This window comes from Pseudarthrobacter sp. alpha12b (assembly GCF_054130495.1).
The window spans coordinates 2594091-2620042 of record NZ_CP196746.1 but is presented as its reverse complement, the minus strand read 5'-3'; the positions used below and the strand labels follow the sequence as shown (position 1 = coordinate 2620042).

Genomic DNA, 25952 nt, shown 5'->3' with positions numbered 1-25952 from the left:
CACCGGCGGGCACCTAGTTCGCACATCGCACTATCATTACAGATCCGGGACGCCTGTCCGTTGACTTCGGGCCTACAGCGGTTCGGGCCGTACCAACACGTTCCCCAGCGAGCGGATCAGCGCCACGGCGGTGATGGACCCCGCCGCCATGATCGATGCCAGCACCACCACCTGGAACCGGCCCGCTTCGAAGGGCGAGGCGCCGCCGAAGATGGCGCCCACGAACGCCCCCGGCAGGGTGACCAGGCCCGTCGTCTTGGTCTGGTCCGTGGACGGGATCAACGCCGAATGGACCGCCTGCCGGGCCTGGAGCAGGGTGGCCTGCCGGGGCGTCGCGCCCAGCGCCAGCCAGCCCTCCACCTGGTCCCACTGCTCCACCACTGCCTCGAAGAAGCGGCGCCCCGCCAGCGTGGCGATGGTCATCGAGTTGCCGATCACGATCCCGCCCACCGCCAGCACGTACCGCGGCGAGAACTCGATGGCACCCGTTCCAAACACAACGGCCACCGTCACCAGGATGCCGGCAGCCATGGTGGCGGCCACCAGGGCCAAGCGCGGCCAGGACCAGGTGAGCCGTCGCGTTGCCGTCACGGACGCCACGCTGAACATGACCAGCAGGGCCACCCCCACCCACACCGGGCTGGTGATGACGCCGCCCAGCACCAGGCTGATGACCGCCAGCTGCGCCGCGCCGCGCAGGATGGCCAGGGCGGGGGAGAGGTACGACGGCGTCCGGGCGCCCCACAGGATGCCCACCGTGAGTGCCGCCAGGATGGCAACGGCCACGAGGGTGGGCAGCAGGGCGGCAATCACGGACATCCTGCCAGCTTACTGAGCGGCCGCCGTCGCCCCTCCAAACGCCCCATCACTTTCTGCCGCCTTTCCCGGCACGCCCCATCACCTTTGGCGGGTTTTCCCAAGACGCCCCATCACTGCCGGCGCCGTGAGTTGGTTCGGCTGGCCGGAGGGGATAAGACTGTGGGTATGGCACGGGGAACGCTTCGGATCTTCCTGGGGGCGGCTGCAGGGGCCGGCACAACGTACTCCATGCTGCGGGAAGCTCACCGCCTTGCGGCCTGTGGCAGGCACGTCGTGGTCGGTATCGCCGCGGACCATGGGAGGCAGGAAACCAGGCAGCTCCTGGAGGCGCTCGACGCCGTGGCGCCGCGGCTCCTGGGGGACGCGCACGGGGCGGGGGTACCCGAGCTGGACGTGGCGGCCATCTTGGCCCGGAAGCCGGACGTGGCCGTGGTGGATGAGTATGCGCACGTCAACGCCCCGGGCAGCGGGAACGAACGCCGCTGGCAGGACGTCGAGGAGCTCCTGGCCGCCGGGATGGACGTGCTGACCACCCTCACCGTTCAGCACGTGGCCTCGCTGAAGGACGTGGTCGCCGCCGTCACCGACCAGCCGGGCCAGGAAACGGTCCCGGACGCTGTGGTGCGCCGCGCGGACTACCTGGAGCTGGTGGACATCACACCGGAACTCCTGCGCCAAAGGGTGGCTGACGGGAAAGTCTTCCCCCAGGACAGGATTGACGCCGCCCTGGCCAACGGGTTCCGCCTGGGCAACCTCATAGCCCTCCGGGAAATCGCCTTGATCTGGCTGGCGGACCGGGTGGATGAAGGCCTGGCCAGTTACCGGAAGAGCCAGGGCATCACCGCTACCTGGCCGGCGCGCGAGCGGGTGGTGGTGGGGCTCAACGGCGGCCCGGAAGGGGAGCTGCTCCTCAGGCGGGGCTCCCGGATCCTGTCCAGGGTCAACGGCGGCGACCTGCTGGCCGTGCATGTGCGGCGGGGGGAAGGACGCACCGCGGCGCCCGGCCAGTTACTGGAAGCCCAGCGGCAGCTCGTCACCGACCTTGGCGGCACGTTCCACACGGTGTCCGGGGAGGACGCAGCGGGCTCGCTCCTGGAATTCGCCCGCAGCGTCAACGCCACCCAGATCGTCATCGGCGCCTCGCCCGGGCCCCTGTGGAAACGGATCCTCGGCATCGGGGCGGGCGCCAAAGTGGCCCGCGGCTCCGGGGACATCGACGTGCATATCGTGTCCCACCCCCAGGGACGCCGTAGCCTGCCCACGCCCGCACGCGCCGCGCTCAGCCGTGCGCGCACCACCACCGGCTTCGTCCTTGCCGTCCTGCTTCCGGTCCTGGTCACAGCGGGCCTGTCCCTCTACCCGGACCTGAACCTCGCCACCCATGCGCTGGTGCACCTGACGGGGGTGATGGCGGTGGCATTCATCGGCGGCCTGTGGCCCGCGGTGCTCGCGGCCGTCCTGGATGCGCTACTGCTGAATTACTTCGAAACGGACCCGGTGGGAACGTTCACCATCAAGGACCCGCAAAACGTTTTTGCGCTGTTCGTCTTCCTGAGCGCGGCGGTGGCGGTGTCACTTGTGGTGGGCCTGTCCGCCAGGCGCGCCCGGGAGGCCATCCGGGCGCGCGCGGAAGCCACCACCCTGGCCGACCTCGCCCGCGACGCCCTCCTCACTGACGACACCGTGGCGGCGTTCATGGCAAAGGTCCGCGAGACCTTCCAGGTCCGGGCCGCAGGGCTGTTCACCACCACCGGAGACCGCGGGTCGGCGTGGGAACTGCAGGCCTTTTCCGGGGACGCGCCACCGCCGCCCCCGGATGCTGCGGCGTTGACGGACAGTGTGGAACTTGCCGACGCCAGGACAGCGCTGGTCCTCACTGGACGGAGCCTGACAGCCGGTGACCGGCTGCTCCTGGCCGCCCACGGGGCGCATCTGCTGCTGCTGCGCCAACGCAATTCCCTTCAACGGACGCTGCAAAGCACCGCGAAACTGGCCGAGGGCAACAACGTCCGCACCGCCATCCTGCGGGCTGTTGGCCATGACCTGCGCACGCCGCTGGCCGGGATCAAGCTGGCTGTCACGGCGCTGCGGCGCCAAAGCCGCCGGCTGCCGGAGGAGGTGCAGGCCGAGATGCTTGAGACGATCGAGTCCTACACAGAACGCCTGGACGCCCTGATCTCCAACCTCCTGGACATGTCCCGGATCTCCAGCGGGTCCGCCGCCCCGCTCACGGCCCCGGTCACGTGGCGCGATGCGATCGAGGACGCGTTGCGAGGTCTACCGGCGGACCGCATCCGGATTGAGCTCGCCCCCAACATGCCCGCCGTCGACGCGGACCTGGGGATGCTGGAGCGGGTCATCGCCAACATCGTGGAAAACGCGCTGAAATATGCGCCGGAGTCTGACGTGGTGATCGTGGGCGTCTCGGGCGGGTCCCACGCAGCGGACGACGGCGGCATTCCCTTTGGCGAGTTGCGCATCGTGGATCACGGGCGGGGTGTGCCCGCTGCCGCCGTCGAGGGCATCTTCCAGCCGTTCCAGCGCCTTGATGACGCCCCCGAAGGCCTGGGCATGGGGCTTGGCCTGGCCGTCGCGAAGGGCTTCACGGAGGCCATGGGCGGCCAGCTGGTGGCCGAGCCGACGCCCGGCGCGGGGCTGACAATGGTGATCCGCCTGCCGCTCTCCACCGGGCCGGCGGTTTCCACCCTTCGCAGGAAAGCAGGCACCAGCACGCCATGAGGACAGTACTGGTAGTCGACGACGAGCCGCAGCTCCTGCGCGCCCTCCAGGTCAATCTGGAGGCGGAGGGGTACCGGGTGCTCACCGCGCTGGACGGGACGGCCGCGCTGAAGCATGCGGAGGGCGGCCATCCCGATGTCATGGTGCTGGACCTGGGCCTGCCGGACATCAACGGTGTGGACGTGATCACCAGGGTCCGCCGCACCAGCAGCATGCCCATCATCGTGCTGTCAGCCCGGCACGGGTCCGTGGACAAGGTCCGGGCCCTGGACGCCGGCGCGGATGACTACGTGACCAAGCCGTTCGGCCTGGACGAGCTCCTGGCCCGGCTGCGCGTTGCCGGGCGCCGGAGCGGCACACCGGAGGTGGCGGACAGCGCGCCCGCCATTGACGTGGGGGATTTCGAGGTGGACCTGGCCAACCGGAAGGTGACCCGTGCCGGGGATCCGGTCCGGCTCACCCCGCGGGAGTGGGCCATCCTGGAGTTGCTCGCACGGAACCCGGGACGGCTGATAACGCAGCAGCAGATGCTGGGGAAGGTCTGGGGGCCGGGGTACGAGAACGAGACCCATTACCTGCGGGTCTACATGGGCCAGTTGCGCCGCAAGCTGGAGGCAGACCCGGCCCGGCCCCGGCACCTGCTCACGGAAGCAGGAATGGGGTACCGCTTCGAGCCGTGACGTGCCGCGGACGGCCCGTGCCGCCGTCGTACATCACACGTAAAGGAATCATTAAGAAAAGCCCTTTTCGCGCTTCGGCCGTTTTGGCCGGTGCTAGCTTCGCAGTGGTCGCGGTGCACAGGGCAGCGCGGAAAGGCAGACATGACCACGTTGAGCAGGCCCCCGGCGGATCCGTCCGCGCCCCACGCCCACGGCAGGAAGGCGCTCCAGGACTGGCTGCTGTTTGGGCTGCAGGACAGCAAGGGCGCCCACCAGGGCCCCGGCGGCGTACCGACGCAGCACGAGAAGAAGCATTCGTGGTGGCAGGTCATGTGCCTGACGGGCGTGGACTACTTCTCCACCCTGGGCTACCAGCCCGCCATCGCCGCGCTCGCCGCCGGAGTCATCTCCCCGCTGGCCACCCTGGTGCTGGTGGCGGTGACCCTGCTGGGTGCGCTGCCGGTGTACCGCAGGGTTGCCGGTGAAAGCCCCCGCGGCGAAGGCTCCATCGCCATGCTGGAGCGCCTGCTGCCCCGCTGGGGCGGCAAGCTCCTGGTGCTGGTCCTCCTCGGGTTCGCGGCCACTGACTTCATGATCACCATGACCCTTTCGGCAGCAGACGCCTCCGCGCACCTGCTGGGCAATCCTGCGGCTCCCGGCTGGCTCCAGAACCAGAACGTTCCCGTCACGCTCTTCCTGCTTGCCCTGCTGGCAGCCGTGTTCCTGCGGGGATTCAAGGAAGCCATCGGCGTCGCCGTCGTCCTGGTGGTCCTGTACCTGGGCCTGAACGCGGTAGTGGTGGTTGCCACCCTGGCCCAGGTGCTCACGCATCCCGCGGCCATGGGGGACTGGTGGACCAACCTGTGGGTGTCGCACGGAAACCCCGTGATGGCCGTGGCCATCGCGCTGCTGGTATTCCCCAAGCTGGCGCTGGGCCTGTCCGGGTTCGAAACCGGCGTTGCCGTGATGCCGCAGGTGCAGGGGGCTGCGGACGATACGGAGGAGAACCCCAAGGGCCGGATCCGGGGTGCCCGGCGCATGCTCACCACCGCCGCCGTAATCATGAGCGTCTTCCTGCTGACCACCAGCTTCATCACCGTGGTCCTGATTCCGGAACAGGAGTTCCAGCCCGGCGGCCAGGCGAACGGCCGTGCCCTGGCGTACCTGGCGCACGAATACCTTGGCGTGGGGTTCGGCAGCGTCTATGACATCAGCACCATCGGCATCCTCTGGTTCGCCGGGGCCTCGGCGATGGCCGGCCTGCTGAACCTGGTGCCCCGGTACCTTCCCCGCTACGGCATGGCTCCGGCCTGGGCCAAGGCCGTCCGGCCCCTGGTGCTGGTCTTCACCCTGATCGGCTTCCTGATCACGTTCATCTTCAAGGCCGACGTCGATGCCCAGGGCGGCGCGTACGCCACCGGCGTCCTGGTGCTGATGACCTCCGCGGCGGTGGCCGTTACGCTGTCGGTGCGCCGGCGCAGGCAGCGGAACCTCACCGTGGGCTTCGGCGTCATTTCCGTAGTGTTCGCCTACACCACGGTGGCCAACATCTTTGAACGGCCCGAGGGCATCCGGATCGCCGCCATCTTCATCCTCGGCATCATCGTCATCTCGCTGCTGTCCAGGGTCCGCCGTTCCTTCGAGCTGCACGCAACCCGGGTGCATTTGGACCAGCAGGCCCTGGAGTTCATGTCCAGCACCCTGGACGGGCCCATCGCGATCATTGCGCACGAGCCGCTGCGGATGTCCCCTGAGGCGTACCGGGACAAACTGGAGTCAGCCATCGAAGTCAGCCATCTCCCGCTGGCAGGGGAGGCCCTGTTCCTCGAGGTCATCGTGGATGACTCCTCGGACTTCGAAACCGAACTGCACGTCCGCGGCGTGAACCGCCACGGGTACCACATCCTCGAGGTCCACGGCCCGGTGGTGCCCAACACCATTGCCTCCGTGCTGCTGCACATCAGGGACGTCACGGGGCTCATGCCGCACATCTACTTCCGCTGGACGGAGGGAAACCCCATCACCAACCTGGTCCGGTTCATGTTCCTCGGCGAGGGCGAGATCGCCCCGGTGACCCGGGAGGTGCTGCGCGAGGCTGTCCCGGACGTTACCCAGCGCCCATGGGTTCACGTCGGCTGATATGCGCAACCGTGGCCGCAACGCGGGCGGCGTCCGCCAGGCTGGAAGGGACGTCCGCGCGGAACGCGGCCTCGGCGTCGTCCTCCCACACGCCGGCGGCCAGCACCACAACGTGCACCATGTCGCCGTAGGAATCGTTGCAGGCCAGGATGTCGCCGGGAACTTTGTGCGCGTGCAGGCCGGGTGACGGCCAGGGCTGGAAAATAACCCACCACGGCTCGCCGTCCTGGTCCGGAAAAATGTAGCCCGCGGTGGGGTGGAGGGCGCGGCCGTTCACCGCGCGGCCGCCGTAGCCTTCAACGGCGTCGGCAGCCGCCGCGAACTTGACCCTGCCGCGGTCCTCCGGCCCCTCATCCCACCGCATCTGCGCTCCCTGCCTCCGCCCGCTGCCTATGCCTCCATCAAAGGGCCGCGCAGGCACAACCGGGGCGGCCAGGGCATTTTATTGACGGATTCTTTACGCCCTCCGCCCGCCACGGCGAAGGCCGGCGTCCTGCCACAGCAATAATGGGACCCATGGACAGCCCCGTAACCATCCGCCCCATGTGCCCCGATGACTGGGACGCCGTCCACGCGATTTACGCCGCCGGCATCGCCACGGGGGAGGCGACCTTCGAGAGCGAGCCGCCCACGTGGGAAGCGTTCGACGCCGTGCGGTTGCCTGAGCACAGGATCGTCGCCGAGGATGCGGGGCGCGTTTTGGGATGGGCGGCGGTCTCCCGGGTTTCGTCGCGGGAGGTGTACCGGGGCCTCGTGGAACACTCCATCTACGTTGCGCCGCAGACACAGGGCCGGGGCGTGGGCCGGCTCCTCCTGGCCGCCCTGATCGACTCCACCGAAGCCGCGGGCATCTGGACCATCCAGTCCAGCATCTTCCCGGAGAACACCGCCAGCCTGGTGCTGCACCAGAAGCTGGGCTTCCGGGTGGTGGGAACCCGCGAGCGGATTGCCCGGATCAGCAACGGCCCCAAGGCGGGGCACTGGCAGGACACGCTGCTGCTGGAACGCCGCAGCGACGTGGCAGGGACGGAGTAGCCCCTACCGCGTCGGCAGGGTCAGGATCTCGGCGCCGTCGTCAGTGATGGCGATGGTGTGCTCCGTGTGGGCCGTCCTGCAGCCGGTGGCGCTCCTTAGCGTCCACCCGTCGTCGTCCGTCACCAGCTCCGCCGTGTCCGCCATGATCCACGGCTCCAGCGCCAGCAGAAGGCCGGGCCGCAGCTTGAAGCCGCGGCCGGGCCGTCCGGTGTTGGGCACGTGCGGGTCCTGGTGCATGGTGGAGCCGATTCCGTGGCCGCCGAACTGCGTGTTCACCGGGTAGCCGGCATCAATGAGGACGCGGCCGATGGCGTAGGAAATGTCACCGATCTTGGCGTTCGGCCCGGCGGCGGCGATCCCGGCCGCCAGGGCGCGCTCGGTCGCCTCGATCATCGCCACGCTCTCCGTGGGCTGCGAGTCGCCCACGATGAAGCTGATGGCGGCGTCGGCAGCCATCCCGTTCTTGACGACGGCGAGGTCCAGGGTGAGCAGGTCGCCGTCTGCCAGCGCGTAGTTGTGGGGCAGCCCGTGCAGCACGGCGTCGTTGACGCCCGTGCAGATGTAGTGGCCAAACGGTCCGCGGCCGAACGACGGCGCGTAGTCAACGTAGCAGGATTCCGCCCCGGCCTCGGTGATCATCTCCTTGGTCCACTGGTCGATGTCCAGGAGGTTGGTGCCCACGGTTGCACGGCTCTTCATGGCCTGCAGGATGTCAGCCACCAGGGAGCCGGTCTCCCGGGCGCGGGCCACTTCGGCGGGGTTGAGGATCTCGATCATGGGGCGCCCTTCTTGTGCGGCCAATAACTATGGGCCCCATCCTATTGGCCCTGCCTGAGACGGCAGCAAGGGCAGGCGCCCCGAATTTCAGCCGGTACGGCGCAAGTCCATGAGCAGGTTCATGCGTCACCGGAGCGGCCGTGGGCCAGGCCCGTGGGGAACCCGATGAGCACCGGCTCAGGGGTGCCGCAGCAACCACCGGCGGTTTCTGCCACGAACGTTCCCGATGCTGGTGCGGATGCTGCGGCGGGAACGTCGCAGCTGGTGCCGATGTCAGAGGAGCAGACGCCGGTCTCCGGCAGTTCGAGCTGCACCGTGTCGGCGGCTTCCCGGTCCCCGGCCAGGGCGGCCGCCACGGAGCGGACCTGCTCGTAACCGGTGGCCAGCAGGAAGGTGGGCGCCCGGCCATAGGACTTCATGCCCACCATGTAGAAGTCCTGTTCAGGGTGGGACAGCATCTTCGCGCCGTGGGGTTCCACGGTGCCGCAGGAGTGGAATTCCGGGTCGATCAGGGGGCCGAGCTCGCGGGGTGCCTCCACACCCGGGTCCAGCTCCAGCCGGAGCTCCTGGAGGATCTTCAGGTCGGGCCGGAACCCGGTGGCCGGAACCACCACGTCGGCCCGCAGGGTCCTGCCGTCGGTGGCAGTCAGCGTGACGGCACCGTCGTTTGCCGCGAGGGAGGCGATTCCGAAGCCGGTGTGGACTTCGACGGCGCCGGACTCGACCAGGGCGCGGAGCCGGCTGCCCAGCCGGCCCCGGGCGGCGAGCCCGTCGGCGTCGCCGCCGCCGTAGACCTTGGACGCCGACGGGCCGCGGATGGCCCACACGATCCTTGTGCCGGGCTCCTCGGTTGCCAGGTCGGCGAGGTTGAGCAGGGTGTTGGCGGCGGAGTGGCCCGCGCCAACCACGACGGCGGTGCGCCCGGCGAACGCTGAGCGCTCGCGGCCCAGCACGTCCGGGAGAGGGGAAGAGATGTGGGCAGCTGCGGCAGCTTCGCCGGCGGCCGGCAGCCCCGAGGTCCCGAGCGGGTTGGGGGTGGACCAGGTGCCGGAGGCGTCGATGACCGCGGCCGCCTGGTAGTCGCGGACGTCGCCGTCGGCGTGTTCAACCCGGACCAGGAAGGGGGTGCTGTTCCGATTGCGGCTGTGGGTCTTGTCCATGCCCTGCCGGGTGACCGCGATGACGCGGGCGCCGGTGTGCAGGCGGGACGCGATGGCGGGCAGGGCGGCGAGCGGGGTGAGGTACTGGTCGATGAGGTCCCCGCCGGTGGGCAGCTCCGTCGGCTCGGGCGCCGTCCAGCCCGTTTCGGCCAGGAGGCGGACGGCGGCGGCGTCGGTGTTGTACTGCCAGGGGGAGAACAGCCGGATGTGACGCCACTGCTCGATCGCCGCGGCGGGGGCCGGGCCGGCTTCGAGGATGAGCGGCTCCAGGCCGCGTTCCAGCAGGTGCGCTGCCGCGGCGAGGCCGATGGGGCCTGCGCCGATGACAGCTACGGGAAGGGTATTGGTGACAGCCATGATGTCCTCTGTTTCATCCGTTGGCGTGGCGGGCTGGTGGTGGCCGGAGGGGCGGCGGCCGCCTGCTCTGGTTACTTGGCGGCGGGAGTGAGGGAGGCGATGAGCTCCTCGATGCGTGCTTTGATCTCATCGCGGATGGGACGGACGGCGTCCACGCCCTGGCCGGCAGGGTCTTCCAGTTCCCAGTCCTCGTAGCGCTTCCCGGGGAAAATCGGGCAGGTGTCGCCGCAGCCCATGGTGATCACCACGTCGGACTCCTTGACGGCCTCGGTGGTGAGCACCTTGGGGATTTCGGCGGACATGTCGATGCCGAGCTCGGCCATTGCCTCGACGGCGGCGGGGTTGACATTGTCGGCCGGCTGGGACCCGGCGGAGCGCACCTCGATGGCTCCCTTCGACAGGGTGGTGAGGAACGCGGCGGCCATCTGCGACCGGCCGGCGTTGTGGACGCAGACGAACAGGACGGAAGGCTTCTTGGCGGGTGCGGTAGTCATGGTGATCTCCAGGAGGTTCGTGGGTCAGGCGGAAAGCTGGCTGGGGGTGAAATAGCGTGTGCGGGCCCAGAGGGCCGCGTATACCAGGGCAACAAGGGCGGGGACTTCGATCAGGGGCCCGACGACGCCGGCCAGGGCCTGCCCGGAGGTGACGCCGAAGGTGCCGATCGCCACAGCGATGGCGAGTTCGAAGTTGTTCCCCGCGGCAGTGAACGCGAGGGTGGTTGTCCTGGCATAGCCGAGGCCCAGCCATTTGCCGATGCCCATGCCGGCACCGAAGACGACCACGAAGTAGACCAGCAGCGGCAGCGCGATCCGGGCCACGTCCAGCGGCCGGGAGGTGATGGTGCCGCCCTGCAGGGCGAAGAGCAGGATGATGGTGAAGAGCAGTCCGTAGAGGGCCCACGGGCCGAGCTTCGGCAGGAAGGAGCTTTCGTACCAGTCGCGGCCTTTGGCCTTTTCCCCGATGGTTCGGGTCAGGAAGCCGGCCAGCAGGGGGATCCCAAGGAAGACCAGCACGGAGGCGGTGATGGACCAGAAGGAGAAGTCCGCGCTGGTGGTGGGCAGGCCGAGCCAGGACGGCAGGAGTTGGAGGTAGAACCAGCCCAGGGCGCCGAAGGCGAGGACCTGGAAGACGGAGTTGATGGCCACCAGCACTGCCGCCGCTTCCCGGTCTCCGCAGGCGAGGTCGTTCCAGATCATCACCATGGCGATGCACCGGGCCAGGCCCACGATGATCAGTCCGGTGCGGTATTCCGGCAGGTCGGGGATGAAGACCCAGGCCAGGGCGAACATGAACGCCGGGGCCAGCACCCAGTTCAGCGCCAGCGACGTGATCATGAGTTTGCGGTCACCGATCACCCGGTGCGTCTGGTCGTAGCGGACCTTCGCCAGCACCGGGTACATCATGACCAGAAGGCCGATGGCGATCGGCAGGGACACTTCGCCGATCTTGACGGCCTCCAGCGTGGTGTTCAGGCCCGGGACCAGGCTGCCCAGCAGCAGCCCCAGCGCCATGGCCGCGATGATCCAGACCGGGAGGAACCGGTCCAGGGTGGAGAGCTTGCCGGCAACGGCGGCCTCACCGTCCAGGCGGGGGGATGGGTGGGTCTGGGTGCTCACGGGACTCCTGCGCTGCTGTTGTGCTGACCTGGTTGGACTGCTTCGGTAAATATTGATGTTTGTCGATATGAAGTATTGGCGACTATATCGATGATTGTCAATCCATGTGCATAATGGATCCATGACTTCCCTGCAAACGGTTGAGCCCACCATCGATGAGGCCTGCTGTGCCCCATCCGGCAAGGCTGCCCTCGCTGCGGAGGACGCCCAGCGCACGGCCCTGGTGTTCAAGGCGCTTGCAGATCCCAACCGGCTGCGGCTGCTCTCGATTGTCAAAGGCGCCGGAGACGGCGAAGCGTGTGTCTGCGATCTGACCGAACCGCTGGACCTGAGCCAGCCCACGGTCTCCCACCATCTGAAGATTTTGGTGGACGCCGGGCTGCTTCACCGCGAAAAGCGCGGCACCTGGGCGTACTACTCGCTGGTCCCCGGCGCGATCGAGCAGACGGCAGGCCTCCTGGCCTCCCTGTAAATGCCGGGCCGCCTGTTATGCGGGCTGGGAACTGTAGGCGGTCAGGGCTGTCAGTTTTTCTTCACCAATGGGTTCTTCGGGCAGCAGCGGAATGAGGGCCACCCGGTCCGCCAGCCCGTACACCTTTGAAATCTGTTCAATTTCGCCGGCCGCGCGCGCCTGCAGGAAAGGTGTCTGCGGGTGCGCAGCGGCGATTGAGTTGTTGATGACCCAGGCCCATGGATGAATCCCGGCGCGTTCCAGGTCGTCCTGCAGCTCCCTGGCCTCGAGGACCGGGGTGGTCTCGGCCAGCGTGACCAGGACCACCTTGGTCTGCGCCGGGTCCTGCAGCCGCATGAGGGGCGTCACGAATCCCATGGTTGCGCCCACTTGCCGGGCGATTTCACGGTGATACGAGCCCGTGGCGTCCAGGAGCAGCAGGGTGTGCCCGGTGGGTGCGGTATCGATTACCACGAAGTGCCGGCGTGATTCCTGGACCACTTTGGAGAACTGCCGGAACACGGCAACCTCGTCCGTGCACGGGGACATCAGGTCCTCGGCCAGGGCGGCGCGTCCTTCATCGTCAAGGTTCCGGCCTTTGGTGTCCATAACGTGAGCACGGTACTCGCGGATGGCTGTTTCCGGATCGATGCGTGAGACGGTCAGGCCGGGGATGGAACCGTGGAGCGTCTCGGTCAGGTGCGCAGCGGGATCGGTTGTTGTGAGGTGGACGGCATGGCCGCGCCGTGCAAGGGCAACGGCAATGGCGGCAGCAACGGTGGTCTTGCCCACTCCGCCCTTGCCCATGCACATGACCAGGCCGTGGCCGTCGCGCTCCACTGCGTCGACCAGCACGGCAAGCGGGGCGTCTTCCGCATCTGAGGCCTGCACTTCGGCACGCGGCAGTTCGGTGGCAGATGCCGTGGTAAACAGGGATTCGAGGGCCGGAATTCCCACCATGTTCCCTGGCTTCAGCTCCAGGACGTCGCGTGGAAGACCGGCGACTGTGTGGGGGATCGCACTGAGGGCAGCCGCTTCCCGGGCGCGGAATGCTTTGGCCAGGTCTTCATCGCCGGCAGCGTCCGGCAGCACCCCGTTGATGACCACGTACCCGTTGCTGATACCTATCTGGTTGAGCTCCAGATAGGTCCGTTCAATCTCGCTTAGTGACGACGTCTGCGCCCGGCTGACCAGCACCAGCCGGGTACGGGCCGGGTCCGTGAGGGCTTGGACTGCTGCGGCGTAGACCTGCTTGTGCTTCTCGAGGCCGGAAAGGGGCCCCAGACAGGAGGGATCGCCTGTGCCGGCGGCCAGGAAATTGGTCCACGAACCCGGCAGCTGCAGGAGCCGGACGGTGTGGCCTGTCGGGGCGGTGTCGAAAACGATGTGATCGTACTCGCCGTAGCTGCCGTCGCCGGCAAGCAGGCTGGTGAACTCATCGAAGGAGGCGATCTCGGTGGTGCACGAACCGGAGAGGCTCTCCGCGATCCCTGCCAGCTCCGCGTCCGGAAGGACTCCCCGGGCGGGGCCGATGATCCGTTCCCGGTAGGCCTCGGCAGCCTGCTCGGGGTCGATTTCCAAGGCCCGGAGCCCCGGCACGCCGCTGATCCGGGTGACAGTGTTGCCGATTTCCTGGCCGAACACCTGGCCCACATTCGATGCGGGGTCGGTGCTGACCAGCAGGATCCGCTTGCCACTCCTGGCAAGGGTGAGCGCGGTTGCACACGCCACCGACGTTTTGCCCACACCGCCTTTGCCCGTGAAGAAGAGGAACCGGGGCAGGTCCTGGAGGAACTTCATGGGCCTCATGCTATCGATAGACGTCTATGTATGACAGAGTCGCCGGGGCAGCGCTGCAGGCCTCCAGCACCTCCGCGCGGGCGGACCCGCGAGCCTATGATGTGAACACCGGCTGCTACCCAAGGACGGGAGGCCCTGATGGCGGTACCTGACAGCGACCCGGTGAAGGCGGACCTGCTGTGGATCGCGGCCGACTTCCGGAACATCGTCCTGGGTGCCCCCGGCGGCGAGCTGGACCTCCCGACCATCGGTACGCGGTGGACCAACCGGCAGTTGCTCTTCCACATGGTCCTGGGACAGAACATCACGCTGGCGGGAATACCTCTGCTGGGATTGTTCTCCCGCCTGCCGCCGTCGGCATCCCGGAAGTGGAGCCGCCTACTCGACTCCTGCGTTCGCCCCTATAACTGGGTGAATTGGGCCGGAAGCGCCGCCGGGGGCCAGGTCCTTAAACCAGCCGGCATGCTCCGGATGATGGACCGGACCACGCGGATCATTGTGAACTGGTACGACCATGCTGACAACAGGGCACTGAACCGCGGCATGACGATGCCCATCCGCTGGGACCCGTACTTCCTGCCCTGGATGAGCCGCCGGGACATCCTGGAGTGGGCGCCCAAGCACTACCGGCATCACCGGGCCCAGCTGAGCCTGACGACGCTGCCGTCCTGAACGCTTCGGGGTGTGCATTCCAGCCCGGTTACTCCTGCGCCGGTCCACGGGTTAGCCGCGACGCGCCGGCGGTTACGGCGTGCCGCGGTGGGTGCCGGAAGAGTAAGTGGGAGGGAACGCACGACGGCGGCCCCCTTCACTGACCCCGTAGGCCTGACTCAGGGGGCGGACGGGTCCCCCCAGTTGATACCGATTGAACGGCCACGGGCAAAATGGGCGTTCGCGATGTCATTGACTTCGCGAAGACTCTTCCCCGGGTACGCCAAGCGGATCCATTCGTAGTCCCACTCCTGCATGTCCCGTACACGGCGGCCCTGTTTTTCGGCGCGCATGCGGGCAGCAAGGTCATCCCCGCCGAGGACCTGGCGGGGCGGGGGCATGACGGGTTGCGGCTTGGGCGGGGGCACCCTGGCCGGGCGGGGAGGGGCCTTTGCTGTGTGCACGAGTGCCACGGTCAACGCAACTACGCCCGCGGCAATCAGGAGGACCCACCAGTACTGAATGATGAGGGCAATGACGATGAGGGCGAAGAACGGGGCACACCCGAGGGTGCCGCCGCCCTTGCTGCTTGAACGACGCCGTTTTGCTGCCATGGTGCGGTATCCAACTTTGTCTCGACGTGTTGACGGAACAAGTCCACCCTCGCACCGGGTTTGCGCCATGTCATGAGTATTTGGTACTCGAATTTGCTGCCTTGTCCGGGTCCCGGGCTGGCTGACGGGCGTTAGCGCACCTCGATGACACCCATCATGCCGAGATCCTCGTGGTCCAGGATGTGGCAGTGGTACGCGGACCGCCCGCGGAAGTCCGTAAAGGCCACCCGGACCGTGACCCGTCCGTTGGCCGGCACGTTCACCACGTCCCTCCACTCGGGGGCGGAACCGGCGCCGTCGCCCACCACCTGCATGGGCCAGACATGCAGGTGGAAGGGGTGGTCCATGGGGCTTGTGTTGATGAGCGTCCATTCCTCGACCGTGCCGGCTGCCGCCGTCGTATCTGTCCTGGTTGGGTTGAATTCCCTGCCGTTGATGGTAAAGCCCGTCGTCCCGGCACCGCCCATGCCCGTGGAAAGGACGATCTGCCGGTGTGCCGCCACCACGGACTGCCGAAGGTCTGAAGGTGCCTGCTGCGCGGGGATTCCCGACGGCGGAGCAGTCCGTTCCCCTGCAACCCGGAACGTGGCCAGCGCACTCCCTCCACCAGCACTGCTGCCCTGGGCCGGGCCCGCTCCCATCATTCCGCCCATGCTTCCACGGTTGTAGCGGAACGCCTGCAGGGCTGAATCGCCGGCCGCTGCGGTGACCAGGAGGTCCGCACGGTTTCCGGGAGTAAGCAACAGCTCTTCCACATCCTGCGGTTTCTCGAACCGGCCCGAGTCCATGCCCAACAGTTGGAGCTGCTGCCCGTCCAGCCGCAACCTCAGGTAACGGGACACGCAGGCGTTGACGATGCGCCATCGCTCCCGCTGCCCCGGACCAGCGCTGAACTGCGGGTTGTTTTGACCGTTAACCAGGAGCAGTTCGCCTTCCCTCCCTGCCACTCGGTCCATCGCCGAGGCCGCGCTGATGCCTCCCAGCGGATCCAATGAGGTGTCCGAAACCACCAACACGCGCTCGGCGCTGGCTTCGATCGGCTCACGGTCCTCCACAATGATTGCTCCGTACAGGCCGGCGAAGACCTGGTCAGCCACCATGCCGTGATGATGGGGGTGGTACCAGTACAGCCCCGGTGGATGGTTCGCGGGAAGTTGGTATTCGTAGTCAAAGGAACTGCCCGGAGCGACGGCGACGAAAATGCTGTCCCCGTTGTTCTCCGGGGAGACGTGAAGGCCGTGCACGTGCAGGTTGGTGGGCTGGGAGAGGCTGTTGACGAGCTTGATTCCCAGGGCATCGCCGGCCTTCAGGCGCAGTGTGGGCCCCGGAATGCCTCCGTTATAGCCGAGGGCCGAGACCTCCCGGCCATCCAGCTGCAGCTGACCGGGGGCAGCCTCGAGCCGGAGTTCCAGCCGCCCGTCCCCGCTCCGCAGCTCATCCGGCTGGACCAGGGCACTTCCGGTAGCGGGCCCGGGCCGGGATGACAGGGACCAGATCAGGCCGGTCCCGCCGGCCGCCGCCGCCGCAGTTCCCAAGCCACCCAGGAGCAGCGCCTGGCGGCGGCTGATGGGGCGCACTACCTGCCCTCGCCGAGCACCTTGAGTTGTGCGCGGTACTGCTCGGCCGTGAGCTCACCCCGGGCGAAGCGCTCGTCAAGGATCTGGCGTGCAGCAGAAGCCGGCGGGGCGCCCTGACCGTGGCCGCCCTGACCCTGGCTGCTCCGGCCTTGGCCACCGCGGATGCCGCCACCAAATGCCCGCACCGCCAACACCACCAGCAGTGCCATGCCGATGAGCAGCAGGATGCCCCAAAGCCACCACGCAGATCCCTGCCCGTAACCCCACATCATGACCGGAGCCTTCCTTTCAGCGGTGCTCCGATTGTGGGTGCCGGGCGCGGGCAGGGGTAGAGTCCGAGGTCCCGCCCGGGCACGCTGGCGACGCGCGTGTTCATTCCCGACGCGGGTCCTCAGCACCGCTACGCAAATGTGGGCTGCGTGCTGGAATTCGCGCCGCGATAATGCAGTTGCGCGTCGCGGGGCGTCAGGTGTCAGTCGGTGATGTCGGTGCTGGTGCTCAGCTCCTGCCACTGCTCCAGTTCCGCACGCTGGGCCTCGGCCACCATGCCGAACGCACCGAAAGCATCCGTGCCCAGGACCAGGAGGCCCGGCGGGTTGGGGGATTCGACGACGGCGATGATCGCCCGCGCTGCCTTGTCCGGGTCCCCGGGCTGGTTGCCGTGGGCGGTGTCGTGTTCCTTGCGGCGCTTGCCGGCGGTGTCCGCGTAGTCTCCGATCGGCGTCGCGGACTGAGTGAGCGAGCGGCCGGCGAAGTCGGTCCGGAAACCGCCGGGTTCGATCGCGGTGACGTTGATGCCCAGCGGCTTCAGCTCGTTGCGCAGTGACCCGGACATTCCCTCAAGGGCCGCCTTGGTTGCCGCGTAATAGCCGGAGCCGGCCGGGGTGATCCGGGCGCCGATGGAGGAGATGTTCAGGATTGAGCCCGCCTTGTTGGCGCGCATCCCCGGCAAAACCGCCTTGACCATGTCCACCGCGCCGAAAAAGTTCGTGTCGAACAACCGCCGGATGTCGCCGTCGTCCGCCTCCTCCACGGCGGCCCGGTAGCCATAGCCGGCGTTGTTGACCAGCACGTCGATGCTGCCGAACTTCTCCTCCGCCTGCTTGACCGCCGCGCCGATCTGCGCCTTGTCAGTGACGTCCAGGGGGAGCGCCAGCGCGGTGTCCGGGAAGCCGGCAGTGATGTCCTCCAGCGCTTCCACCTTCCGGGCGGTGACGACGGCGTTGTGCCCGGACGCGAGCACGGCTTCCGCCAGTGCCCGGCCAAGTCCGGTGGAGCAGCCTGTGATGAGCCACGTTGCCATGGGTGTTCCTTTCATAGGGGGGTGGTGCAGAAGGTGGGGCAGCGACTAAGCCCGGTGCCGTCGTCGTGCCTGTGCTGTCAACTCGTGGGCGCCGTAGCTGTTGTCGTCGGGGTTGACGGTGACACCGGGAGCCACCAATTCGTCAATGCGATCCAGCACCTCATGGCCCAGCTTGGTGTCGGCGGCCGGCAGGTAGGACTCCAGCTGCTCCATGGTGCGCGGGCCGACGATGGCGGAGGTGACGCCGGGATGGTTGATCACGAACGCGATGGCCAGCTCGATCATGGTCACGCCGGCCCATTCGGCCACCTGGGCGAGTTCCTCCACGATGTCGAGCTTTTGCTGGTTGGCCGGCTTGGTCATGTCGAACCGGGCGCTGGGGCGGCGGCTGGAGGTGGGTGTGGAGGGCGAGTCCTTCCGCCACCGGCCGGACAGCCAACCGCCAGCCAGCGGGCTGTAGGTGAGGGTGCCCATGCCGTGGCGCTGCACGGTGGGCAGGACGTCCTCCTCGATGCCGCGGGTCAGGATGGAGTAGGGCGGCTGCTCGGTGACGAACCGCTCCAGGTTGCGCTCCCGGGACGCCCACTGCGCCTCGACGATCTGGGAGCCGGAGTAGGACGAGGAGCCGATGTAGCGGACCTTGCCCTGGCGGACCAGGTCGGTGAGGGCACCCAGGGTCTCCTCCACATCGGTGTCCGGGCTGGGCCGGTGCACCTGGTAGAGGTCGATGTGGTCGGTGTTCAGCCGGCGGAGCGAGTCCTCCACCGCGCGCATGATCCACCGGCGGGACCCGCCGCGCTGGTTGGGGTCATTTTCGTCCATGGGCATGAAGAATTTGGTGGCCAGGAAGACGTCGTCGCGTCGGCCCTGCAGCGCCGCACCAACGATCTCCTCGGAGGTCCCGCCGGAGTAGACGTCCGCGGTGTCGATGAAGTTGATGCCGGCGTCCAGGGCGCGGTGGATGATGCGGGTGGCGTCATCGCGGTCATTGTTGCCCCAAGGGCCGAACATCATCGCGCCGAGGCAGAGGGGGCTGACCTGCACACCGGTGCGGCCAAGCGGGCGGTATTCCATGCTTGTTTCCTTCTCTTTCTGAGGCGGTTCTAGGCTTCGGGGATGACCATGGCGAACCGCTCGGGGCGGGCCACGTCCGGGTCCGGGCCGCTGCGGACGCCGGTGTCCAGGGCATCGATGGCGGCGAGTTCAGCCGCGGACAGCTCGAAGTCGAAGACGTCGAAGTTCTCCGCGATGCGTGCCGGGTTGGTGGACTTGGGGATGGCGGAGCGGCCCTGCTGCAGGTGCCAGCGGAGCATCACCTGGGCGGGAGTTTTGCCGTGGGCCTGCGCGACGGCGGCGATTGCCGGGTCCCGCATGACGTTCTTCCGGTTCTCGCCCCAGCCCGGGTAGAACGTGATCCCGCCGATCGGGGACCAGGCCTGGGTGAGGATGCCGTGCTCCGCGTCCGCCGCCTGGACGTTCCGCTGGGCGAAGTACGGGTGCAGCTCGATCTGGTTGACGGCCGGAACCACGGACGTTTCTGCCAGCAGCTGCGTGAGGTGGTGCGGCATGAAGTTGCTGACGCCGATGGCCCGTACGCGCCCGTCCTTGAGCAGGGTCTCGAGGGCCTTGTATGCGGCGATGGTTTTCTCGAACCGGTCCGGGGCGGGCTGGTGCAGGATGAGCAGGTCCAGCTGCTCCACACCCAGCTTCCCCACGGCCTTGTCCCACGCGTGCAGCGCCTCGTCGTAGCCGTAATCGCTGACCCAGACCTTGGTTTCGATGAACACGTCGGCTCGGTCCAGGCCGGAGCGGCGGATGCCTTCGCCCACTTCCCGCTCGTTGCCGTAGGCGGCTGCGGTGTCGATGTGCCGGTAGCCCACCTGGAGCGCGGTCTGGACGGCCGCCGTCGTCTCTTCCGGGGGACTTTGGAAGACGCCCAAGCCGAGCGCGGGCATTGTGATTCCGTTGTTGAGCGTGAGTTCCATAACCATGCCTCCACGCTATTTCGGTATGCGGGTTTGTGGGAGGGCTTGCCAGTCCCTCCTTCGCTGCAGGTCCGGCGCGTAGCGTGGACGCCATGACCAACAGCGATGACGTCCGGAAGTTCCTGACTTCCCGCCGCGCCCGGCTCACACCTGATGAAGCCGGCCTGCCCACCTATGGCGGCAACAGGCGCGTGAAGGGCCTCCGCCGGGAGGAAGTGGCCATGCTCGCCGGGATGAGCATCGATTACTACATCCGGCTGGAGCGGGGGAACCTGTCGGGCGCCTCGGACAGCGTCCTGGAGGCGTTGGCGCGCGCGTTGCAGTTGGACGACGCCGAGACGGCCCACCTTTTCGACCTGGCCCGCGCCGCCACCGCCGCCCCGCGGGTGCGGCGGAAGCGCAGTCCGCAGACGGTGCGGCCCAGCGTGCAGCGGGTGATTGATGCGATTACCGCGGCGCCGGCCTGGGTCCGCAACGACCGCGGGGACGTCCTGGCCGCCAACGAGCTGGGCAGGGCATTGTACGCGGACATGATGGCCGACGGCGGCACCCCGCCCAACAGCGCACGGTTCACGTTCCTGAGCCCGAAGTCGCGGGAGTTCTTCGCCGACTGGGAGCGGGCGGCGGACGACATCGTCGCCGTCCTGCGTTCCACGGCAGGGAAGAACCCGTACGACAAGGACCTGTCGGACCTGATCGGCGAGCTCTCCACGCGCAGTGAGGAGTTCCGCGTCCGCTGGGCCCGGCACGACGTGAAGTACCACCGCACCGGCCGCAAACGGCTCCACCACTCGATCGTGGGCGACCTGGACCTGACTTACGAGGCCCTCGAGCTCGCCGCCGATCCCGGGTTGCGGATCAACATCTACACCGCCGAGCCGGGCTCGCCGTCGGAGGACGCGCTGAAGGTCCTGGCCAGCTGGGCCGCCACGCAGCACAGTACGTCAGGGGTGCCGGTCCAGGAGGGCCGCTGAGCGGGGTCCTGAATGCCTGGACGGTAGTGCGTGCACTCCTGCCCAGTTACTCGCGGTTGCCTATCTGCCGAAACCGGGACACGCCGTCGTTCACGGCGCGCCGCCCCTGTGCACCCGGTTGTAACTGGGCGGGAAGGCGCGGCCGAATCAGTTGTCCTCCCTCAGCCACGCCATCGCCTCGTCCATTGACGTGAAGAACCGGGTGGGGTGCACCGGTTTGTGCCGGCCGGTATAGAAGCCGGCCAGGGTCTGGTCAACGGGGGAGGTGCCCACCACCGCCGCGCGTGTCAGGGGCCAGGGTCCGGCAAAGGCTTTAAGCGCCCCCTGGTCAATCCAGGCCACGCCCGTCATCTCCACCAGCAGCGGAAGGGTGCGGCCGGCGCTCAGGACCCTGGCACGCCTCATCAGCGCTTTGGCGTCGCGTTCGGCGACCACATCACCGGGCACCCACTTCAGGTGTAGCAGTCCCCCGGACAGCTCGATGGTTCCGGTGATCCCGTCATCGCCTTGGTCTGTCATGCCTTCTACTGTGCTGCTGATCCGGGGGACACGCCAAAGAAGGGAAGCAGGAACGTACGACGGCGGCCCGCACCAAAGGAGCGGGCCGCCGGGTACACAGGGGGGCTAAGCCGTGGTCAGCACCGTCTTTAGCGACCCCTGGCCTGGCTGCTCGGGGCCGCTGGCGACGCGCACCTTCCCTCCCGCTGCGCAGATTACTTTGCGCACCTCGGATTCGGGCCGCGAAAAGGAGCGCCCGCGTCGAGGATGCATTTGCGCGTCGCGGCGGTGGGCGGCAACGCACGACGGCGGCCCGCACCAATGCGGCCTGCCCGCCTTATGCAGGCGGGCAGGCCGCGTGGCCGGCGTGCGGGACTAGTGCTCCGCCTGCGCGTCCGGGCGGCCCGGTTTGCGGGTGGGAGCCACGGTGCCGCTCTTGCCGTAATTACCTTTGGGGTACCGCCCGGTCTCGGATGCGGCGGTCCGGCCGGATACCGGACCGGCTTCACCGTAGTCAGCTTTGACGTACCGTCCGGATCCCACGGTCTTGTCGCCCAGGGGTTCGGGCAGTCCGCCTTCACTGCCCGCAGGGCCGTAGTCCCCTTCAATGTACTGGCCCTCGTCGTCTTCGGCGTGGCGGCCGCGCTGTGCACCGGCTTTGCCGAAGTTGCCTTCGACGTACCGTCCGCGCAGGTCGCGCTCCTCGGGCGTCTCGTCCGGAACCGGGGTGTTTTCGATGCTGCCGTTGTGGTTCATGATCTTGCCTTTCCGAACCAACTCCACGTCCCTGCAGCGCAAATCAGGAGCCCGCTCGGGCGGACTTCGGGACTGTTGCCTAGGGACACTTTCGGCGTAGCATAAAAGTACCCGGATTGTCAATCCGTCCGGATGAAGCCAAGGATCAAGCCAAATCGCAAAGAAGGTGTGCGCGATGAGTGATATCAGTCCGCTGCGGAATGCCGTCCGCAATGGCAGCGGGCTCAAACGACTGGGTGGAACCTGGGGTGAGCTTCTTGCCGAGTTCCTGGGCACCTTTGTACTGATCTCCTTCGGGGACGGCGTTGTTGCCATGGCAGTGGCCGCGCTCCCGGGGTCCGGCCGCGCCGCAACGTCAACCACCATCTTCATGGCCGCGGGCGACTGGCTGCTCATCGCCTGGGGATGGGCCCTGGCTGTGGCGCTGGCCGTTTACGTGGCCGGTGGCGTCAGCGGCGCCCACATCAACCCGGCCGTGACGGTTGCGTTCGCCGTCCGCCGGAAGTTCCCCTGGCGGAAAGTGGGGCCGTACATCGTGGCCCAGGTGGTGGGCGCTTTCGCCGGGGCTGCGATGGTGTACCTGCTGTACCACGACGCCGTCGACGCCTACAACAAAGCCGTGGGCACCGGCCGTGCCGACGCGAAAGGATTGGCCAGCTACTCCATTTTCGCCACGTTCCCGGCGCCCTACTTCAGCGGCAACCCCACGGGGCCGCTGATTGACCAGATTGTGGGCACCGCATTCCTGGTCATCTTCGTCGTGGCCATCATCGATATGCGGAACACCGCCGTCCAGGCAAACCTGGGCCCGTTCATGATCGGGCTCGCAGTCGCAGCCATCGGCATCTCCCTCGGCGCCAACGCCGGCTACGCCATCAACCCTGCCCGCGACTTCGGACCGCGGCTTTTCGCATGGCTGGCCGGATGGGGCCAAACGGCGCTGCCTGGCACAGTGGACGGAGCCTTCAGCTGGTACTTCTGGGTTCCCATCGTCGGCCCGGTGGTCGGCGGCGTGATCGGCGTGCTGATCTACGACTGGTTCATCGGTGACGTCCTCGATGCCCGGGCCCGGCTGCAGGAATCCACGCCTCCGGGCCGCGCCGGCGGCGAGACACCTCCGGCCACTGAGACCGAAACCGCGCCGAAGACCCAGACCGTCCCGAAGAGGAGGGCTGCGTAGGCACAGGCGGCTGCAACGCCTGAAGCAGGGAAAGCGCGACGGCGGCACCTCCTCAGTGCCAGGTGCCGGCGACGCGCATCTTCCGCACCGACCTGCACGTTCCTTTTCGCACCTCACATGCGGAATAAATCAAGCTGTCTGTGACAGTTTGGGTGTTTGGTTGGGTTGGTTGATCCAGGCTTCCCCGGGCGGTGCCGGAGTGACCGGGGGGCTGCGGAAGCGTTCGGGGTGTCGGCGGTAGTAGGCCTCGTGGGCGTGTTGGCGGTGGTTCCGGATGTCTGCTGCGCTGCCATCGTGCACTGAAGTGGGTGTGAACCAGTTCAGGCCACTGTGCAGGTGGTTGTTGTTGTAGTCATCGAAGAACCAGCGCGCAAAGTCTCTAGCTTGTTTGAGCGATTCGAAGCGCTCGGGGAATTCGAGTGAGTACTTCACGGTCTTGAAGAGGGATTCGATGTAGGGGTTGTCGTTGGAGACTCTCGGGCGGGAATGCGAGGGACGGATCCCCAAGGTGCGCAGCAGTTCCCATGTCCGGGCGGACCTCATGGGTCCTCCGTTGTCCGCGTGGAGCACTTTCGGGGCTGTCCTGGCAGCCAGGACTGCGCTGCGGATGAGGTCCTGGGCGAGTGCTGTGTCCTCGACCTGCTCGACTCGGTGGCCCATGACTTTCCGCGAGAAGACGTCAATGATGGTGTAGAGCTTGAGGTGTTGTCTGCCGGGCCCACGAAGCATCGTGATGTCCCAGGACCATAGCTGATTCGGCGCTGTGGCTTGGAGGACTGGTTTCGCGCGGGAGGTTGTTGCGGCGCCAGCGGATCTTCGGCGGCGTCGGTCCCCGTTCTGGCCATGCCGACGGACGATCCGGTGGGCAGATGCCATCGAGCAATAGATGTCCCCGGCATCAGCCATCCTCCTCACGGCTTGTGTGACGGAGAGCCCGGAATACTCCTCGTTGTTAATGGTTTGGAGCAGTTTCTCTTCGTCCTCGGGGCTGATCCTGTTCGGATAGGACCGGTCACGGTGGGCAACGACAACACCGGGGCGTTTGGTGCCTCTGCGATACCGGTACCAGGTCTCGTGGGAGAGCCCCAGCAGGCTGCAGGCCCTGCGGACTCCGTAGCCGACACCACTCAACGCGGTGATCACTCCGAGGAGGACGTCCCGTCGACGGGCTTCTTCAGCCACTCTGGCCGGCCTGGTTCCGGTTCGTCCAAGTGGGGATCTGTTGCTGCCGCGCTCCGGGCCATAGCGTCCAGGAGCGCGGCAGCTTTTCCCAGGATCTCCACCGCGGCCTCCGACTTCTCCAGCTTTTGCTTCAGCCGCTCGTTCTCTGTCCGAAGGTGTTTGAGTTCATCCCTGTCACGCGCTGTCATCCATGCCTTCCCCTCACCTGTCCCGGGTTGAACCCCCGGCGGCAGGAGCCGCCCTTCATCCCGGGCAGCAAGCCAATCACGGAAGGTCGCGGAGTGCACCTGAACCCGGCGGCAAAACTCGGACTTGGAACCCCAGTCCACGCACTTGTCGTATTCCAGCAACAAATCCCACTTCTGCTGGGCCGAGAACCGATGAAACTTTGTGGGACGAGTCGGAATTTCCATGGGCGTTCCTTCCCCGCCCCGAAGTGTCACACAACAGGCTGACACACAGGGCATGTGGGCCGCGAAAAGGAGCATGCGCGTCGATATTGAAGGTGCGCGTCGCGACAGCTTTCGAGAGCGCGCCCTCCCAACCGATTAGGGGCCTTATTGCGTTGACATTCTTTTGCAAGCTGAGGATCCTCATTCCTACGTATTTCAGGTACTTCAACCCGGCTGAGGTGTCCCGTGGGCAGCTGTGGACATGTGGAATTGGACCTGCTCCGGTTTTGGCAACTGCGCCGTGACGGGGAAATTGTCCACGTTGCCGTCCGTCAGCAGCGACTGATTACCGCGCTTGCTGTCCGCGGCCCCAGATTGCGGAACTACGTTGCCGGCCTGCTCTGGCCTGACTGCCCTGAGCCCCGGGCCATGGAGAGCCTCAGGGTCAGCGTCCACCTGGTCACGCGCCAGATACCCGGGGTCTTGGCGAAAGAGGGATCGATGCTTGCCCTGGACCCGGCGGTGCAGGTTGATCTTTACCGGGTGCGGGCGCTGCTCCAGGAAAGTTCCGCAGGCCCCGGACCAGGCCCCGGCGCAGGCCTCGGACCCGGCCCTGGACCACGCTATGGGCCAACCGCACGGGCCCTGCTGGACCTGCGGGACGCGGAGCTGCTGCCCGGCTGGTACGAGGACTGGGTGCTGTTCGAACAAAGCCGGCTGCAGCAGGACCGGCTGCGTGCCCTGACAACCCTGTCCCGGTCACTGCTGCAGGCCGGTGACTGCGAGGGCGCTGCGGAAGCGGCAGCTGCCGCGCTGGAGATCGAACCCCTTTACGAGAGCGCCGTGCGGGCCCTGGTCACCGCGGAGTTGGGCATGGGGAATTCCGTCTCCGCACTGCACGCCTATGAAAACTACGCAGCAGCCCTGCGCAAGGACATGGGTGTCCTGCCCTCCGAAGCGCTAAAGAAGCTCATCGCCGCCGTTCCGAGCCCGTCCAGAGGCTATTCACCCGTCCTGGGCAGCCAGCCACTGACGCACAGCGTGGAGGACTTCCTCCCGGTCCACGGTGGAGAGGCTGCCGTGATGCCCGGCCGGCTCGCTGTAGGTGACACGCGCGCGGAACCCGTGCCCGCCGTCGGGCTCGCTCCACGTGCGGATCACCAAGGTACCGCCGCTGCCGGGGGCCCCGGGCCCGCCAGGGACGCTGTCGTCACTCATGTGGTTGCCTGACTCCTCATCTGTTGACCCTGATCATGCGGGAAAAACCATCAGCAACCCGCGGTTTTTC

Annotated in this window: 26 protein-coding genes; 9 read left to right on the top strand and 17 right to left on the bottom strand. The window is 67.3% G+C overall.

Annotated elements, in window-relative coordinates:
- Positions 1 to 72 precede the first annotated feature (72 nt).
- Complete coding sequence (locus ACTAQI_RS12065; protein ID WP_457946132.1) at positions 73 to 819, bottom strand: ABC transporter permease; 747 nt, start codon at positions 817 to 819, stop codon at positions 73 to 75.
- Between the two features lie 165 nt (positions 820 to 984).
- Here ACTAQI_RS12065 and ACTAQI_RS12060 point away from each other — a divergent pair, with 165 nt between their 5' ends.
- From ACTAQI_RS12060 to ACTAQI_RS12050, 3 genes are all read left to right on the top strand, one after another.
- The gene (locus ACTAQI_RS12060) at positions 985 to 3558 is read left to right on the top strand and encodes a DUF4118 domain-containing protein (protein WP_457946130.1); all 2574 of its coding nucleotides are present in this window, start codon (positions 985 to 987) and stop codon (positions 3556 to 3558) included.
- Positions 3555 to 4238 (top strand): response regulator, encoded by a 684-nt coding sequence (locus ACTAQI_RS12055; RefSeq protein WP_457946128.1) that lies wholly within the window; start codon positions 3555 to 3557, stop codon positions 4236 to 4238. The genes ACTAQI_RS12060 and ACTAQI_RS12055 overlap by 4 nt, the downstream gene beginning before the upstream one ends.
- Positions 4239 to 4379: 141 nt before the next feature.
- Positions 4380 to 6356: an amino acid transporter gene (locus tag ACTAQI_RS12050; protein ID WP_457946126.1), complete on the top strand. Its 1977-nt coding sequence runs from the start codon at positions 4380 to 4382 to the stop codon at positions 6354 to 6356.
- Here the strand turns inward: ACTAQI_RS12050 and ACTAQI_RS12045 are convergent.
- Positions 6325 to 6720, bottom strand: a complete 396-nt coding sequence (locus ACTAQI_RS12045; protein ID WP_457946124.1) for a hypothetical protein — start codon at positions 6718 to 6720, stop codon at positions 6325 to 6327. The genes ACTAQI_RS12050 and ACTAQI_RS12045 overlap by 32 nt on opposite strands.
- A gap of 152 nt (positions 6721 to 6872) precedes the next feature.
- Here ACTAQI_RS12045 and ACTAQI_RS12040 point away from each other — a divergent pair, with 152 nt between their 5' ends.
- Entirely contained in the window at positions 6873 to 7391 is a 519-nt protein-coding gene (locus tag ACTAQI_RS12040; RefSeq protein WP_457946122.1) for an N-acetyltransferase family protein, read from the top strand.
- A 3-nt stretch (positions 7392 to 7394) separates the two neighbouring features.
- Here ACTAQI_RS12040 and map read toward each other — a convergent pair whose 3' ends face one another.
- The 4 genes from map to arsB all read right to left on the bottom strand — a co-directional run bounded on the left by map (position 7395) and on the right by arsB (position 11301).
- Positions 7395 to 8168, bottom strand: a complete 774-nt coding sequence (map, locus tag ACTAQI_RS12035) for a type I methionyl aminopeptidase (protein ID WP_457946121.1) — start codon at positions 8166 to 8168, stop codon at positions 7395 to 7397.
- 119 nt (positions 8169 to 8287) lie between these two features.
- On the bottom strand, positions 8288 to 9685 hold the full coding sequence (locus tag ACTAQI_RS12030; RefSeq protein ID WP_457946119.1) for an NAD(P)-binding domain-containing protein: 1398 nt from the start codon (positions 9683 to 9685) through the stop codon (positions 8288 to 8290).
- 71 nt (positions 9686 to 9756) lie between these two features.
- Positions 9757 to 10179 (bottom strand): arsenate reductase ArsC, encoded by a 423-nt coding sequence (locus tag ACTAQI_RS12025; protein ID WP_457946118.1) that lies wholly within the window; start codon positions 10177 to 10179, stop codon positions 9757 to 9759.
- Between the two features lie 24 nt (positions 10180 to 10203).
- Positions 10204 to 11301, bottom strand: coding sequence for an ACR3 family arsenite efflux transporter (gene arsB / locus ACTAQI_RS12020; protein ID WP_457946116.1), 1098 nt, complete (start codon positions 11299 to 11301; stop codon positions 10204 to 10206).
- Between the two features lie 121 nt (positions 11302 to 11422).
- On the opposite strand from arsB, the gene ACTAQI_RS12015 reads away from it, so the two are divergent.
- Positions 11423 to 11773, top strand: a complete 351-nt coding sequence (locus tag ACTAQI_RS12015; protein ID WP_457946114.1) for an ArsR/SmtB family transcription factor — start codon at positions 11423 to 11425, stop codon at positions 11771 to 11773.
- A gap of 15 nt (positions 11774 to 11788) precedes the next feature.
- Here the strand turns inward: ACTAQI_RS12015 and arsA are convergent, their stop codons facing one another.
- The gene (gene arsA, locus ACTAQI_RS12010; RefSeq protein WP_457946113.1) at positions 11789 to 13552 is read right to left on the bottom strand and encodes an arsenical pump-driving ATPase; all 1764 of its coding nucleotides are present in this window, start codon (positions 13550 to 13552) and stop codon (positions 11789 to 11791) included.
- A 138-nt stretch (positions 13553 to 13690) separates the two neighbouring features.
- Between arsA and ACTAQI_RS12005 the strand changes: the two genes are divergently transcribed.
- Positions 13691 to 14224: a DinB family protein gene (locus tag ACTAQI_RS12005; RefSeq protein ID WP_457946111.1), complete on the top strand. Its 534-nt coding sequence runs from the start codon at positions 13691 to 13693 to the stop codon at positions 14222 to 14224.
- A 158-nt stretch (positions 14225 to 14382) separates the two neighbouring features.
- On the opposite strand, the gene ACTAQI_RS12000 is transcribed toward ACTAQI_RS12005, so the two are convergent.
- The 6 genes from ACTAQI_RS12000 to ACTAQI_RS11975 form a co-directional block, all read right to left on the bottom strand.
- Positions 14383 to 14817 carry a hypothetical protein gene (locus ACTAQI_RS12000; RefSeq protein WP_457946109.1) on the bottom strand — a complete coding sequence of 145 codons (435 nt, stop codon included), beginning with the start codon at positions 14815 to 14817 and terminating at the stop codon, positions 14383 to 14385.
- A 131-nt stretch (positions 14818 to 14948) separates the two neighbouring features.
- Positions 14949 to 16394: a multicopper oxidase family protein gene (locus ACTAQI_RS11995; RefSeq protein WP_457946107.1), complete on the bottom strand. Its 1446-nt coding sequence runs from the start codon at positions 16392 to 16394 to the stop codon at positions 14949 to 14951.
- Entirely contained in the window at positions 16394 to 16666 is a 273-nt protein-coding gene (locus tag ACTAQI_RS11990; RefSeq protein WP_457946105.1) for an SHOCT domain-containing protein, read from the bottom strand. The genes ACTAQI_RS11995 and ACTAQI_RS11990 overlap by 1 nt, the downstream gene beginning before the upstream one ends.
- 200 nt (positions 16667 to 16866) lie before the next feature.
- A complete protein-coding gene (locus ACTAQI_RS11985; RefSeq protein ID WP_457946103.1) occupies positions 16867 to 17697 on the bottom strand; it encodes an oxidoreductase in 831 nt (276 codons plus the stop codon).
- A 45-nt stretch (positions 17698 to 17742) separates the two neighbouring features.
- Positions 17743 to 18771 (bottom strand): aldo/keto reductase, encoded by a 1029-nt coding sequence (locus ACTAQI_RS11980; protein ID WP_457946101.1) that lies wholly within the window; start codon positions 18769 to 18771, stop codon positions 17743 to 17745.
- A gap of 29 nt (positions 18772 to 18800) precedes the next feature.
- On the bottom strand, positions 18801 to 19682 hold the full coding sequence (locus ACTAQI_RS11975; protein ID WP_457951046.1) for an aldo/keto reductase: 882 nt from the start codon (positions 19680 to 19682) through the stop codon (positions 18801 to 18803).
- A gap of 92 nt (positions 19683 to 19774) precedes the next feature.
- On the opposite strand from ACTAQI_RS11975, the gene ACTAQI_RS11970 reads away from it, so the two are divergent.
- Positions 19775 to 20656: a helix-turn-helix transcriptional regulator gene (locus tag ACTAQI_RS11970; protein ID WP_457946100.1), complete on the top strand. Its 882-nt coding sequence runs from the start codon at positions 19775 to 19777 to the stop codon at positions 20654 to 20656.
- A 147-nt stretch (positions 20657 to 20803) separates the two neighbouring features.
- On the opposite strand, the gene ACTAQI_RS11965 is transcribed toward ACTAQI_RS11970, so the two are convergent.
- Positions 20804 to 21175, bottom strand: coding sequence for a DUF7793 family protein (locus tag ACTAQI_RS11965; protein ID WP_457946098.1), 372 nt, complete (start codon positions 21173 to 21175; stop codon positions 20804 to 20806).
- A gap of 354 nt (positions 21176 to 21529) precedes the next feature.
- Positions 21530 to 21910 carry a hypothetical protein gene (locus tag ACTAQI_RS11960; RefSeq protein WP_457946096.1) on the bottom strand — a complete coding sequence of 127 codons (381 nt, stop codon included), beginning with the start codon at positions 21908 to 21910 and terminating at the stop codon, positions 21530 to 21532.
- A gap of 175 nt (positions 21911 to 22085) precedes the next feature.
- Between ACTAQI_RS11960 and ACTAQI_RS11955 the strand changes: the two genes are divergently transcribed.
- A complete protein-coding gene (locus tag ACTAQI_RS11955) occupies positions 22086 to 23090 on the top strand; it encodes an MIP/aquaporin family protein (protein ID WP_457946094.1) in 1005 nt (334 codons plus the stop codon).
- 129 nt (positions 23091 to 23219) lie between these two features.
- Here the strand turns inward: ACTAQI_RS11955 and ACTAQI_RS11950 are convergent, their stop codons facing one another.
- The gene (locus tag ACTAQI_RS11950; RefSeq protein WP_457946093.1) at positions 23220 to 24272 is read right to left on the bottom strand and encodes an IS3 family transposase; all 1053 of its coding nucleotides are present in this window, start codon (positions 24270 to 24272) and stop codon (positions 23220 to 23222) included.
- Positions 24230 to 24685, bottom strand: a complete 456-nt coding sequence (locus ACTAQI_RS11945; RefSeq protein WP_457946092.1) for a hypothetical protein — start codon at positions 24683 to 24685, stop codon at positions 24230 to 24232. The genes ACTAQI_RS11950 and ACTAQI_RS11945 overlap by 43 nt, the downstream gene beginning before the upstream one ends.
- Before the next feature lie 225 nt (positions 24686 to 24910).
- Between ACTAQI_RS11945 and ACTAQI_RS11940 the strand changes: the two genes are divergently transcribed.
- On the top strand, positions 24911 to 25894 hold the full coding sequence (locus ACTAQI_RS11940) for an AfsR/SARP family transcriptional regulator (RefSeq protein ID WP_457946091.1): 984 nt from the start codon (positions 24911 to 24913) through the stop codon (positions 25892 to 25894).
- Positions 25895 to 25952: the final 58 nt, after the last annotated feature.

Coding starts and splice junctions, on each gene's coding strand:
- ACTAQI_RS12065 (WP_457946132.1), bottom strand. CDS start 819: ATGTCCGTGATTGCCGCCCTGCTGCCCACCCTCGTGGCCGTTGCCATC.
- ACTAQI_RS12060 (WP_457946130.1), top strand. CDS start 985: ATGGCACGGGGAACGCTTCGGATCTTCCTGGGGGCGGCTGCAGGGGCC.
- ACTAQI_RS12055 (WP_457946128.1), top strand. CDS start 3,555: ATGAGGACAGTACTGGTAGTCGACGACGAGCCGCAGCTCCTGCGCGCC.
- ACTAQI_RS12050 (WP_457946126.1), top strand. CDS start 4,380: ATGACCACGTTGAGCAGGCCCCCGGCGGATCCGTCCGCGCCCCACGCC.
- ACTAQI_RS12045 (WP_457946124.1), bottom strand. CDS start 6,720: ATGCGGTGGGATGAGGGGCCGGAGGACCGCGGCAGGGTCAAGTTCGCG.
- ACTAQI_RS12040 (WP_457946122.1), top strand. CDS start 6,873: ATGGACAGCCCCGTAACCATCCGCCCCATGTGCCCCGATGACTGGGAC.
- map (WP_457946121.1), bottom strand. CDS start 8,168: ATGATCGAGATCCTCAACCCCGCCGAAGTGGCCCGCGCCCGGGAGACC.
- ACTAQI_RS12030 (WP_457946119.1), bottom strand. CDS start 9,685: ATGGCTGTCACCAATACCCTTCCCGTAGCTGTCATCGGCGCAGGCCCC.
- ACTAQI_RS12025 (WP_457946118.1), bottom strand. CDS start 10,179: ATGACTACCGCACCCGCCAAGAAGCCTTCCGTCCTGTTCGTCTGCGTC.
- ACTAQI_RS12015 (WP_457946114.1), top strand. CDS start 11,423: ATGACTTCCCTGCAAACGGTTGAGCCCACCATCGATGAGGCCTGCTGT.
- arsA (WP_457946113.1), bottom strand. CDS start 13,552: ATGAAGTTCCTCCAGGACCTGCCCCGGTTCCTCTTCTTCACGGGCAAA.
- ACTAQI_RS12005 (WP_457946111.1), top strand. CDS start 13,691: ATGGCGGTACCTGACAGCGACCCGGTGAAGGCGGACCTGCTGTGGATC.
- ACTAQI_RS12000 (WP_457946109.1), bottom strand. CDS start 14,817: ATGGCAGCAAAACGGCGTCGTTCAAGCAGCAAGGGCGGCGGCACCCTC.
- ACTAQI_RS11990 (WP_457946105.1), bottom strand. CDS start 16,666: ATGATGTGGGGTTACGGGCAGGGATCTGCGTGGTGGCTTTGGGGCATC.
- ACTAQI_RS11985 (WP_457946103.1), bottom strand. CDS start 17,697: ATGGCAACGTGGCTCATCACAGGCTGCTCCACCGGACTTGGCCGGGCA.
- ACTAQI_RS11980 (WP_457946101.1), bottom strand. CDS start 18,771: ATGGAATACCGCCCGCTTGGCCGCACCGGTGTGCAGGTCAGCCCCCTC.
- ACTAQI_RS11975 (WP_457951046.1), bottom strand. CDS start 19,682: ATGGAACTCACGCTCAACAACGGAATCACAATGCCCGCGCTCGGCTTG.
- ACTAQI_RS11970 (WP_457946100.1), top strand. CDS start 19,775: ATGACCAACAGCGATGACGTCCGGAAGTTCCTGACTTCCCGCCGCGCC.
- ACTAQI_RS11965 (WP_457946098.1), bottom strand. CDS start 21,175: ATGACAGACCAAGGCGATGACGGGATCACCGGAACCATCGAGCTGTCC.
- ACTAQI_RS11960 (WP_457946096.1), bottom strand. CDS start 21,910: ATGAACCACAACGGCAGCATCGAAAACACCCCGGTTCCGGACGAGACG.
- ACTAQI_RS11955 (WP_457946094.1), top strand. CDS start 22,086: ATGAGTGATATCAGTCCGCTGCGGAATGCCGTCCGCAATGGCAGCGGG.
- ACTAQI_RS11945 (WP_457946092.1), bottom strand. CDS start 24,685: ATGGAAATTCCGACTCGTCCCACAAAGTTTCATCGGTTCTCGGCCCAG.